The 11,306-nt window shown below is 70.4% G+C and carries 14 protein-coding genes; 6 read left to right on the plus strand and 8 right to left on the minus strand.

The annotated features are described in order from the left end of the window. Positions 1 to 42 precede the first annotated feature (42 nt). The 3 genes from AOK08_RS36120 (at position 43) to AOK08_RS36130 (ending at position 1,586) form a co-directional block, all read left to right on the plus strand. A complete protein-coding gene (locus tag AOK08_RS36120; RefSeq protein ID WP_055533909.1) occupies positions 43 to 483 on the plus strand; it encodes a RidA family protein in 441 nt (146 codons plus the stop codon). Positions 484 to 595: 112 nt separating this feature from the next. Beyond that, complete coding sequence (locus AOK08_RS36125; protein WP_079054472.1) at positions 596 to 1,081, plus strand: GNAT family N-acetyltransferase; 486 nt, start codon at positions 596 to 598, stop codon at positions 1,079 to 1,081. Positions 1,082 to 1,139: 58 nt separating this feature from the next. Further along, positions 1,140 to 1,586, plus strand: coding sequence for a hypothetical protein (locus AOK08_RS36130; RefSeq protein WP_055533911.1), 447 nt, complete (start codon positions 1,140 to 1,142; stop codon positions 1,584 to 1,586). A 21-nt stretch (positions 1,587 to 1,607) separates the two neighbouring features. Here the strand turns inward: AOK08_RS36130 and pip are convergent, their stop codons facing one another. Beyond that, positions 1,608 to 2,579, minus strand: coding sequence for a prolyl aminopeptidase (gene pip, locus AOK08_RS36135; protein ID WP_055533913.1), 972 nt, complete (start codon positions 2,577 to 2,579; stop codon positions 1,608 to 1,610). Positions 2,580 to 2,675: 96 nt separating this feature from the next. After that, a complete protein-coding gene (locus tag AOK08_RS36140; protein WP_055533915.1) occupies positions 2,676 to 3,389 on the minus strand; it encodes a uracil-DNA glycosylase in 714 nt (237 codons plus the stop codon). Between the two features lie 136 nt (positions 3,390 to 3,525). Here AOK08_RS36140 and AOK08_RS36145 point away from each other — a divergent pair, with 136 nt between their 5' ends. Then, positions 3,526 to 4,059, plus strand: a complete 534-nt coding sequence (locus AOK08_RS36145) for an RNA-binding S4 domain-containing protein (protein ID WP_055533917.1) — start codon at positions 3,526 to 3,528, stop codon at positions 4,057 to 4,059. Positions 4,060 to 4,260: 201 nt separating this feature from the next. On the opposite strand, the gene AOK08_RS36150 is transcribed toward AOK08_RS36145, so the two are convergent. Then, positions 4,261 to 4,731: a DoxX family protein gene (locus tag AOK08_RS36150; protein ID WP_055533919.1), complete on the minus strand. Its 471-nt coding sequence runs from the start codon at positions 4,729 to 4,731 to the stop codon at positions 4,261 to 4,263. 68 nt (positions 4,732 to 4,799) lie between these two features. Then, positions 4,800 to 5,498 (minus strand): class I SAM-dependent methyltransferase, encoded by a 699-nt coding sequence (locus AOK08_RS36155; protein ID WP_079054473.1) that lies wholly within the window; start codon positions 5,496 to 5,498, stop codon positions 4,800 to 4,802. A gap of 204 nt (positions 5,499 to 5,702) precedes the next feature. On the opposite strand from AOK08_RS36155, the gene AOK08_RS36160 reads away from it, so the two are divergent. Continuing rightward, entirely contained in the window at positions 5,703 to 5,969 is a 267-nt protein-coding gene (locus AOK08_RS36160; RefSeq protein ID WP_055533935.1) for a DUF6343 family protein, read from the plus strand. Between the two features lie 96 nt (positions 5,970 to 6,065). Here AOK08_RS36160 and AOK08_RS36165 read toward each other — a convergent pair whose 3' ends face one another. The 4 genes from AOK08_RS36165 to rpsA form a co-directional block, all read right to left on the minus strand. Further along, positions 6,066 to 6,455, minus strand: coding sequence for a tetratricopeptide repeat protein (locus tag AOK08_RS36165; protein ID WP_055533923.1), 390 nt, complete (start codon positions 6,453 to 6,455; stop codon positions 6,066 to 6,068). Positions 6,456 to 6,505: 50 nt separating this feature from the next. Continuing rightward, positions 6,506 to 7,123: a dephospho-CoA kinase gene (gene coaE, locus AOK08_RS36170; protein ID WP_055533925.1), complete on the minus strand. Its 618-nt coding sequence runs from the start codon at positions 7,121 to 7,123 to the stop codon at positions 6,506 to 6,508. 64 nt (positions 7,124 to 7,187) lie between these two features. Beyond that, complete coding sequence (locus AOK08_RS36175; protein WP_055533927.1) at positions 7,188 to 8,126, minus strand: PAC2 family protein; 939 nt, start codon at positions 8,124 to 8,126, stop codon at positions 7,188 to 7,190. Positions 8,127 to 8,378: 252 nt separating this feature from the next. After that, positions 8,379 to 9,884, minus strand: a complete 1,506-nt coding sequence (gene rpsA, locus AOK08_RS36180; RefSeq protein ID WP_055533929.1) for a 30S ribosomal protein S1 — start codon at positions 9,882 to 9,884, stop codon at positions 8,379 to 8,381. Between the two features lie 332 nt (positions 9,885 to 10,216). Here rpsA and AOK08_RS36185 point away from each other — a divergent pair, with 332 nt between their 5' ends. Beyond that, complete coding sequence (locus tag AOK08_RS36185; protein ID WP_079054474.1) at positions 10,217 to 11,080, plus strand: class I SAM-dependent methyltransferase; 864 nt, start codon at positions 10,217 to 10,219, stop codon at positions 11,078 to 11,080. Positions 11,081 to 11,306: the final 226 nt, after the last annotated feature.

The raw sequence follows: 11,306 nt of genomic DNA on the forward strand, positions 1-11,306 counted from the left end.
CCTTGCCCCCGGCCCTGCCCCCTGCCTTCCAGGAGTCCGCCCGTGCTCAAGCGTGTCACCGCCTCCGGTCTGTTCCCGCCGCCCACGTACTCCCATGCCTCTGTCGTCGAGGCGGGTACTCGTCTCGCGTTTCTCGCCGGTTCCGTGCCCCTGGACGCGGAGGGGCGGATCGTCGGCGCGGGCGATCCCGTGCGGCAGGCGGAGCAGGTGATCGCCAACCTGGGCGAGCAACTCCGGGCGGTGGGGAGCGACTTCGCGCACGTTCTGGCCACCGACGTGTATGTCGTGAGCGGTGAGCCGGAGGTTCTCTCGGCCGTCTGGGAGGTCGTCAAGGTGTCCGGGCTGTCCGTCGGGCCCCACTCGTCGACCCTGATCGGAGTGGCCTGCCTCGGCTATCCGGGGCAGTTGGTGGAGATCACGGCGACGGCCGCCGTCCCGGAACCGGACCCGGCCATGGAGGAGGACTCGGAGGCGGATTCGTAGGCGGAGGCGGAGGCGGAGACAGAATCGTGGCAGGTGCGGAGCCTGCCTGCGCACGCCGGACCCCGGTAATCCAGGTGCGTTCGCCACTGCGCCTCTGACAGGCTCCGTCCTCGTGACCTCACCATCTCCCAGCCCGCAGATCACCCTGCGCCGTGCGGCGGCCGACGACGCCGGTGTCGCGGCCGACGTGCTTCTGCGGTCGAGAGCCGCCGCCCTCCCGACCGTCGCCTGGCCCCGGTCCGACGACGAGGTCCGTGACTACTTCCGCGACGTGCTGGTGCCGCATCACGAGACCTGGGTCGCGGAGGCGTCGTCCACGAACGGGGACGGGGACGGGATCGTCGGCGTGATGGTGCTCGCCGGTGACGAGGTGTCGCAGCTCTACCTGCTCCCGGACTGGCGGGGGCGGGGCATCGGTGACCTCTTCGTCGCCCTCGCGAAGGAACGCGGTCCGGACGGACTGACCCTGTGGACCTTTCAGGTCAACAAGCCCGCCCATCACTTCTACGAACGCCACGGCTTCGTCGCCGTCGAGTACACGGACGGCAGCGGGAACGAGGAGCACGAGCCTGACGTGCGGTACGTCTGGCAGCCGTAGCGCGCGTCCGACCTGCCACGGCTCCGTGAACCGCCCCCGGGTCGGCGAAGATGGGCCCATGACGAAGATCGAACCGCTCGGCGCGGTGCGCGAACGGGCCGCCCGTACGGTGATCGGTGCCGCCCGGACCCGCCCCTGCACGCTGGTCGTCTGCCGTGGCTGCTGCTGCGGTGACCCGCGCAAGTACCCCGGCTACGACCACGACTGGCAGTTGGCACGGCTGCGCGCGGCGGCCACAGCCTCCGCCGGGCGCCTGGCCGTCCGTACGACGGACTGCCTCGGCCCCTGCGACCAGGCGAACGTCATCGTCGTACAGCCCTCGGGCGAGGGCCGCAGGCGTGGCGGGAAAGCGGTGTGGATCGGCTGGTCGATGGGCGACGACTGCACCGACGAGATACTCCGCTGGGCGGAGGCGGGCGGCCCGGGTGTCGTGCCTCCCCCACCCACGCTGGAACTCCAGTTCGTACAGTCAGCGGGCGAACGCACCCGCGCCCGCCGCGGCTAGCCGACAGACCCGACATCCGGCTCAGCCACGGGCGGCATACCGGTCCGTGGCCGCCACCAGTTCGTCCACGATGCCCGGCGCCCCCGCGTTGTGCCCCACCTCGTCCACGACGATCAACTCGCTGCCGGGCCAGGCATGATGGAGCCGCCAGACCGTCCCGAGCAGGTTCCCGGGGTCGAGGCTGCCCTGGACAAGGGTGCCGGGGATGTCCTTGAGCCGGTGCGCGTCACGCAGTACGACGCCTTCCGTGCCTTCGTTCCCCTCGCCCAGGAAGTGGTCGTCGCCCCAGTAGTGGGTGACGGTCCGGGCGAAGCCCATGCGGAACACCGGGTCCTCGTAGCGTGGTACGGAGCGGGGCGGCGCCGGGAGCATGGCCGTCTCCCAGTCCGTCCACGCCCGTGCGGCGCGTGCCCTGACCTCGGGGTCGGGCGACTCCAGCAGCCGGTTGTACGCGGCGGCCAGATTCCCGTCCCGCTCGTCCTCGGGCACCCCGGCCCGGAACTTCTCGAACGCCTCGGGGAACAGGTTCCCCAGTCCTCTGGTCAGCAGGGCCACTTCGGCGCCGGCACCGGTCGCGACGGCGGTGAGCACCAGCTCGGACACGGCCTCCGGATGCGTCTGCGCGTACCGCAACCCGAGCACCGACCCCCACGACACGCCCCACACCAGCCACCGCTCGATCCCCAGGTGCCGTCGCAGCAGTTCGAGATCGGCCAGGAGGTGGCCTGTCGTGTTGACGCTCATGTCGGTTTCGTACGCGCTCGCGTGCGGTGTCGAGCGCCCGGCCCCGCGCTGGTCGAGCAGCACGATCCGGTAGGCGGCCGGATCGAAGTACCGCCGGAAGTGCGCGCTCGCCCCGGACCCCGGCCCACCGTGCAGCATCACCGCCGGCTTGCCCCGCGGGTTGCCGCACACCTCCCAGTGGACGCGGTTGCCGTCCCCGACGTCGAGCATGCCCTGGTCGTACGGTTCGATCTCCGGATACAGGCCCACCGGGGCAACGTAACCTGCCCGCACCGGTCCGGGCGCACCATTTTCACCACCGCGGATTCACCGCCTCCGATCTCACCGCCGCTCCCTCCCCCGATCTCACCGCCGATGGGGCAATCCTGCCGCGCTCGCCGCGTCCCGCAGCACCTCCCGGAGCATCGCGGGCGTGAGCCGGCCGGTGAAGGTGTTGCGCTGGCTGACGTGGAAACAGCCGAAGAGCCTCAGCCCGCCGCCGAGCGTGACCCGCGCCCCGTGCCCGAAGACCGGGCGCGGACGTGGCACGCTCCAGCCGGCCGCGTCGAGGACGGGCAGCGTCGCCTGCCAGCCGAACGCCCCGAGCACCACCACGGCCCGCAGCGTCGGCCGGAGCAGCTCCAGCTCTCTCACCAGCCACGGCCTGCACGCGTCCCGCTCCTCGGGCGTCGGCCTGTTGGCGGGCGGGGCGCAGTGCACGGGCGAGGTGATGCGTACGCCGTACAGTTCGAGCCCGTCGTCAACGCTCACCGCACCGGCCTGCGACGCGAGCCCCACCTCGTGCAGCGCCGCGTACAGCACGTCTCCGGAGCGGTCGCCCGTGAACATCCGTCCGGTCCGGTTCCCGCCATGGGCGGCGGGCGCGAGCCCGACGATCAGCAGCCGGGCATCCGCCGGCCCGAACCCCGGCACCGGCCGCCCCCAGTACTCCTGGTCCGCGAAGCCGGCCCGCTTGGTCCGGGCGACCTCCTCCCGCCAGGCGACCAGCCGAGGGCAGCGCCGGCACCCGGCGATCCGCTCGTCGAGCGCGGTCAGCCCGGCCGGACCGTTGATGTCCATACGTCCACGGTAGAGCGGTGGACAAGAGAGCCGCCCCTCCCGCATACGGCCCCTCCCGAATCCAGCCCCTGCCGACAGGACGAGGCATCCGGAAAACCACTCCGGTCCGCCCGATCCGGAGTACTAAGGTCGAGGCATGGCATCTGGCAGGGCTTCCGAGGGCGCGGACACCGAAGGCCGCGCGCACACCGAAGACGGCACCGCGGCCGACACCGCACCGGCACCGCCGGCCACACCCGCGGTCGCACCGGCGGTGGCCGCGGCCGACGCCGCGCGTCCGGCGAGTGGCGAGACCGTCCGCATCGACAGTTGGATCTGGTCAGTGCGTCTTGTGAAGACCCGTTCCATGGGCGCGACCGCCTGCCGGGGCGGTCACGTACGCGTCAACGGTGAGCGGGTGAAGCCCGCGTACGCGGTGCGCGTCGGCGACGAGGTACGCCTCCGCGACGCCGGTCGGGAACGGATCGTCGTGGTGAAGCGCCTGATCCGCAAGCGGGTCGGAGCCCCGGTGGCCGTCGAGTGCTACGTCGACAACAGCCCTCCGCCGCCGCCCCGCGAGGCCGTCGCCCCGGCCGGCATCCGCGACCGCGGCACCGGCCGCCCGACGAAGCGCGACCGTCGCGACATGGAACGCCTACGAGGCCTCACCGGACCCGACAGCACCTCGTAGGGGGCCGCCACGAGCGCCACAGGCGCCTCGCCTCAATTGGCCCCTCGTCCCCAATGGCCAGCGGGGACGCGAGCCACGCACGGTCCGCCCGCCTGCGACCGGGGTATCGCGCGGGGGGACGCCCGCCCGGGTCCCCACGACCCGTCGGACGTCACCCCAGCCGTACGGCATCCGCGCCATCCGCCGCCGTACGCCGGATCCTCATGCCCGCCGCAGCAGCAGCCGGAGCAGTTCCGCGTTGTGCCCACGGCGGGCCCAGGCTATGAGGGCGAGCGGCACGATGAGGATCAGCGGTGTCGCCGCGTACTGCCCGTCGAAGACGGTGACCTGGACGATGAACGCGCCCACCATCAGCGCGCTCAGCCCTGTCGCGGCAACCGATTGCAGCACCGGAATCAACAGCCCGACCGCTCCGGCCAGTTCGAGCAGACCGATGGCGTACATGCCCGCGCCGCCCCAGCCCATCTTGTCGAAGGACTCGACGGCCGACGGGTGCGCGATCAGCTTGGGCAGCGCGCTCGCGAACCCGTAGAAGAGGGCCAGCACCACCTGAAGCGCCCGCAGTGCGATCCAGGCGCGCCGTCCACGGGCGGACACGGACTCGGCGGAAGCGACGAACTGCGTGGTGGAGGCGGTGGTGACGGGCGTGGCGGGAGCGGTGGTCTCGGACATGAAGGTCTCCTGTGTGAAGCGTGGTCGGCGTTGCTTTCACAGAGGTAGACCGGCCGTCGGCCCGGAACTCATCGCCGCTCGACCGGACTTCCCGAACTCACCGCCCTCACCCATATCCCGTCCTCCGTCAGATACCGGTCCACCTTCAGTCCCGCTTCCGCGAGAGCCTCCTCGAACTGTTCCGGGGTCAACGGCCGGGCGCGGAAGGTCTGGGTCCACACCGCGTCCGGGAACTCGTACTCCACGTGCACCGAGTTGACGCCGTCCCCGACCGGCTCCGACGACACCAGCCGTACCGTGTACCCGCTGGGCCCGATCCGCTCGCGGGGCAGGTTCGTGTGGTAGTCCGCGCCCTCGCGCTGGATCAGTACCTGGCCGTCCTCCGCGAGATGCCGGACGCAGGTGCGCAGCAGCGCCCGCCGCACCTCGGCGTCCCCGGCGTGCACCAGGAACGACGCGAGCATCACCACGTCGAACTTCTCGTCCAGGCCGAGGTCCTCGATCGGGCCGCATATCGTGCGCGCTCCCCGGACGCGCTCCAGCATCTCGGCCGACTCGTCGACCGCCGTGACCGTGAAACCGCGCTCAAGGAGCGGGTGGGTCATGCGTCCGACGCCACTGCCCAGCTCCAGGATGTGCGCGCCCGCGGGCACCGCGGCGGCGATGATGTCCGGCTCGTCCCCGATCGACAGCCGTGAGTACAGCTCGACCGCGCAGCCGTCCGGGGTGATCGCCCCCGGTCCCGTGCCTTCGTGTCCTGCTCGCATTTCCAGTCCCATGCCCGTACAACGGCCCTCGCCGATACGGCCGTTCCCACCCCTGCCCCGTCCACCCGTTCGAGTTAAAACTTCGGCAGCGGGAACTCTCCGCCCGCCCGGCGTATCGGTGGCCGCCCGACCGTGGACTGTCCCCGGCGGCCCTTGGTGAGTGTCGGGGCGAAGAGTAAATTGCAGGAAGGAGCAGTGGTCCCGATGCGTACAGGCAGTGAGCCGATGACAGCGCGCAGTGCTCTGCGGGCGCGGCTGTGGCTGACCGTGTGGGGGCTGGTCTGGGCCATCGCGGGGACGGTCGCGTTCATCCTCACCGGGCGCCCCGGGTGGGCGGCGGCCTGCGGTGTCCTGTGGCTGGTCGTCACGGTCGACCTGACCATGATCCTCCGGCACATCCGGGAGGGCCCGCACTACCAGCCGGGCCCCGACGTACCGCCGTACCGGCCGCCGGAACAGCGCGGCCCGTGAACCACACGCACACGCGCGTGAGCCCTCGGGAGTCGAATCCGCTGGCTGCCGAACCCGCCGGTGCCGAACGCCGAGTGCTGCGCCTGTGTCGAACGCTCAGGACTGCGAGTCGTCGAAGCGCGCCGCTTCCAGATAGCGCGGGTTCGGGTCGAGCGCGGCCGCCAGCCGGAAGTGGCGCTTGGCCTGCTCGGGGCGGCGCTGGCGCTCGTAGGTGCGGGCGAGCGCGTAGTGCGCGAACGCGTTGTCCGGCTCGCGCTCCAGGACGATCGTGAACTCCAGCTCGGCCGGGCGCAGTTGGGCGGCGGCGAAGAAGGCACGCGCGCGCAGCAGTCGGGCGGCCGTGTTCTCGGGGTGCGCGGCGATCACGGGGTCGAGCAGTTTCACCGCGCCACGGGGATCACGCGCGGCGAGCAGTCGCTCGGCCGCGCGGAAGTCGATGACATGCGTCTCCGGAGTACGTCCGGTCCATCCGCTGGTCTCGGGCACGGCTGAGTCCTTCCCTCACTGGGGCGATTCAACGCCCGGCCGGGACAACGCTATTCCCCCGGCACTCGCGCCCCACGCGCCCTTTGTTCGAGATCCGCCCATACGTCCGCCACGCGCCGCCGCAGCTCCTCCAGAGGGACGTCGTTGTCGATCACGATGTCCGCGATCTCCAGGCGCTTCTCGCGGGTGGCCTGGGCTGCCATGCGCGCGCGTGCGTCGTGCTCCGTCATACCGCGCAGCCGGACCAGGCGGTCGAGCTGGGTCTCGGGGCTCGCGTCGACGACGACGACGAGGTCGTACAGCGGCTTGAGGCCGTTCTCCGCGAGCAGCGGTACGTCGTGGATGACGACGGCGTCGTCCGCCGCGGCGGCTTCGAGAGCGCGGGAGCGGTTTCCCACCAGGGGGTGCACGATCGAGTTGAGTACGGCGAGCTTCTCCGGGTCGGCGAAGACGATCGAGCCCAGCCTGGGCCGGTCCAGGGCACCGTCCTCGGCGAGCACCTCCGTACCGAAGGCTTCGACGACCGCCGCGAGCCCCTCGGTCCCCGGTGCGACGACCTCCCGCGCGATGCGGTCCGCGTCGATCAGGACCGCACCCCGCGCGACGAGCAGCCGCGAAACCTCGCTCTTGCCGGCCCCGATGCCGCCGGTCAGGCCCACTGTCAGCATGTCCGGCAGCTTAGGGCCTGCCACTGACAGCGTCACCGGCCGGGCGCCCGGAGCCGGCGCGTGCTCAGCCCTCGCCCTCCCGCTCCGCGAGGAACTTCTCGAACTCCAGCCCGATCTCGTCGGCGGACGGGATCTCGACCGGTTCCGCGAGCATGTTGCCCCGGCTCTCGGCGCCCGCAGCCGCGTCGTACTGGTGCTCAAGACCCTGGACCAGGGCCACGAGGTCCTCGTCGCCCTCCTGGATCTGGCGGTCGATCTCCGTCTGGGTGCGGTGGGCGTCCGTGCGCAGCGCGTGCGCGATGCCGGGCAGGACCAGGCCGGTGGCCCCTGTGATGGCCTCCAGAACGGTCAGGGCCGCGTCCGGGTACGGGGAGCGGGCGATGTAGTGCGGGACGTGCGCGGCGACGCCCAGGACGTCGTGGCCGGCCTCCATGAGGCGGTACTCGACGAGCGACTCGGCGCTGCCGGGGACCTGCGCCTCCTCGAAGGGGCTGCGGTGGCCCGGCACCAGTTCGTTGCGGTTGCCGTGCGGGGTGAGACCCACGGGGCGCGTGTGCGGAACGCCCATCGGGATTCCGTGGAAGTTCACCGACAGGCGTACACCGAGGCGCTCGATGATCTGCTGTACGGCGGCGGCGAAGCGCTCCCACTCGACGTCCGGTTCGGGTCCGGACAACAGCAGGAAGGGCGCCCCGGTGGCGTCCTGCACGAGCCGCACGTCGAGCGTGGGCACCTCGTAGTCGGTCCAGCGGTCGCGCTTGAACGTCAGCAGCGGGCGGCGCGCGCGGTAGTCCACGAGCCGGTCGTGATCGAAGCGGGCGACCACTTGGTGGGGCAGTGTGTCGAGCAGCCGGTCGACGATCTGGTCGCCGGTCTCGCCCGCGTCGATGTATCCGTCGAAGTGGTAGAGCATGACAAGACCGGCCGACTCCTGTGCCAGCGCCATGTCGACGACAGCCAGGCCTTTCGGCTCCCATGCGTACAAACCCTGCGGATCAAGCACAGTGACCGCTCCTCCTCGTGTTCACTCTCCACAACGCCGCACAGGACAAGAGCATTCCCACGCGCCTAAAGAAACGGCAACGCCAACTCCCTTGGGGGCGCGAGGCCGTGTCGATGTGCGGCTCCGCCGCGTGGGCGCGACAAGCCCCCACCGAACCCGCACCCGAACGACGACCGCCACCACACAAAGACGAGGGGCCCGCACCTAAAGGTGCGGGCCCCTCAACTAGCTGCTAAGCCTCAGCGGCAGCGATCAGCTCTGGCCACCGGCCAGCTTCTCGCGGAGCGCCGCAAGGGCCTCGTCCGACGCCAGGGCGCCGGACGTGTCGTCCGACTCCGAGGAGTACGAGCCGCCGCCACCACCGGAGGCGGCCGGAGCCGCACCCGTGGTGCTGACGCCCTCGGCCTCGGCCTGAGCGTCGGCCTCGCGGGACTTGATGACCTGAGCCTGGTGCTGCTCGAAGCGCTGCTGCGCCTCGGCGTACTGGTTCTCCCACACCTCGCGCTGAGCCTCGAAGCCCTCGAGCCAGTCGTTGGTCTCGGGGTCGAAGCCCTCGGGGTAGATGTAGTTGCCCTGGTCGTCGTACGACGCGGCCATGCCGTACAGCGTCGGGTCGAACTCGACCGAGGCCGGGTCCGAACCGAAGGACTCGTTGGCCTGCTTCAGCGAGAGGCTGATGCGACGGCGCTCGAGGTCGATGTCGATGACCTTGACGAAGATCTCGTCGTTGACCTGGACGACCTGCTCCGGGATCTCCACGTGGCGCTCGGCCAGCTCGGAGATGTGGACCAGACCCTCGATGCCCTCGTCCACGCGGACGAACGCACCGAACGGGACGAGCTTCGTGACCTTACCCGGGACGACCTGACCGATCTGGTGCGTCCGGGCGAACTGCTGCCACGGGTCTTCCTGCGTCGCCTTCAGCGACAGGGAGACACGCTCGCGGTCCATGTCGACGTCGAGGACCTCGACGGTGACTTCCTGGCCGACCTCGACAACCTCGGAGGGGTGGTCGATGTGCTTCCAGGAGAGCTCGGAGACGTGCACGAGACCGTCGACGCCACCCAGGTCCACGAAGGCACCGAAGTTGACGATCGAGGAGACGACGCCGGAGCGGACCTGACCCTTCTGCAGGGTCGTGAGGAACGTCTGGCGGACCTCGGACTGGGTCTGCTCGAGCCAGGCGCGGCGGGACAGGACCACGTTGTTGCGGTTCTTGTCCAGCTCGATGATCTTCGCCTCGAGCTCCTTGCCCACGTAGGGCTGGAGGTCGCGGACTCGACGCATCTCGACGAGGGAGGCCGGCAGGAAGCCACGGAGGCCGATGTCGAGGATGAGACCACCCTTGACGACCTCGATGACGGTGCCGGTGACGATGCCGTCCTCTTCCTTGATCTTCTCGATGGTGCCCCAGGCGCGCTCGTACTGGGCGCGCTTCTTCGAGAGGATCAGGCGGCCTTCCTTGTCCTCCTTCTGGAGAACAAGGGCTTCGATCTCGTCGCCGACCTTGACGACCTCGTTCGGGTCGACGTCGTGCTTGATCGAGAGCTCACGGCTCGGGATGACACCTTCGGTCTTGTAACCGATGTCGAGGAGAACCTCGTCCCGGTCTACCTTGACGATGACGCCGTCGACGATGTCGCCATCGTTGAAGTACTTGATCGTCTCGTCGATAGCGGCGAGGAATGCTTCCTCGTCACCGATGTCGTTGACCGCAACCTGCGGGGTGGTGGCGGTGATCTCGGTGCTGCTCGTCATGTGGGAAAGGGCTCCGGTACGGACAGAGAGTCGTAGGTACTGCTTACGCCGGGAGCCCGTTTCGCTCTGCAGAAGCCGGACAGCCAAGGAAGCGCCACACCAGGACCCGAAGGATCCGGTGGCGCCTCGACAACCGAGGGGACATACATACAGATGCGAGCGCAACCTGCTACGTCTGAGGTGCGCAGGCCCGCAGCGCAACTTGTAGCATACGGGGGCAGCCGGGCAGGGTCAATGCGCGAAGGCGCACACCCGGGGCAGAACGCCGCATACCCGGCACAAGAGATGTCCCAGGAAGTCACGTGGGCGCGTTGACGCCCCGTTCGTGACCCCTGCCAGGACAGGTCCGACCGAAGTGCCCGCAGACTATTACGAGGGAGCCGATCATCCAAGAGCCCGAATCGCCCGAGCCGGACGCCACCCGGCGCGCCGCCGGAGTCACGGAGAGCTCCCGGGCCAACCGGGGCTGGTGGGACCGGAACGCGGACGACTACCAGAACGAGCACGGCACCTTCCTCGGCGACGACCGTTTCGTGTGGTGTCCCGAGGGCCTCGACGAGGTGGAGGCGGAGCTTCTCGGCCCGGCCGAGGACCTCAAGGGCAAGGACGTCCTGGAGATCGGCGCCGGCGCGGCCCAGTGCTCACGCTGGCTGGCCGCCCAGAGCGCCCGTCCGGTGGCCCTCGACCTCTCCCACCGCCAGCTCCAGCACGCCCTGCGGATCGGCGGCGGCATCCCGCTCGTTGAGGCGGACGCGGGCGCCCTGCCCTTCGCGGACGGCTCGTTCGACCTGGCGTGCTCGGCGTACGGGGCGATGCCGTTCGTCGCCGATCCGGTGCTCGTGCTGCGCGAGGTGCGCCGGGTGCTGCGCCCGGGCGGGCGCTTCGTCTTCTCGGTGACGCACCCGGTCCGCTGGGCGTTCCCGGACGAGCCCGGCCCGGAGGGCCTGTCCGTCTCGGGTTCGTACTTCGACCGCACGCCGTACGTCGAGCAGGACGACGACGGCAACGCGGTGTACGTCGAGCACCACAGGACGGTCGGCGACCGGGTCCGGGACGTCGTCGCGGGCGGCTTCCGCCTGGTTGACCTGGTCGAGCCGGAGTGGCCGGCCTGGAACACGTCCGAGTGGGGCGGCTGGTCCCCGCTGCGCGGCGGCCTCATTCCGGGGACGGCCATCCTCGTCTGCGAGCGCGACTGAGCGACCCGTTTCGCGGCCCGCTTCGTGACCTGCTTCGTGACCTGCTTCGAAAACGCCCTCCACGCACGCGTGGTGGGCGTTTTCCATGGACGTACGACACTGGGGGCGTGATCCGTTTCGACGCCCTGGACGTCCTGCCCGTACGCGGTGCCCTGCCCGAACTGACCGGCGCGCTCGACTCGCACGGCGCCGCCGTCCTCGTGGCGCCTCCCGGTACGGGCAAGAC

Source organism: Streptomyces graminilatus, assembly GCF_001418565.1.
GTDB classification, from domain to species: domain Bacteria; phylum Actinomycetota; class Actinomycetes; order Streptomycetales; family Streptomycetaceae; genus Streptomyces; species Streptomyces graminilatus.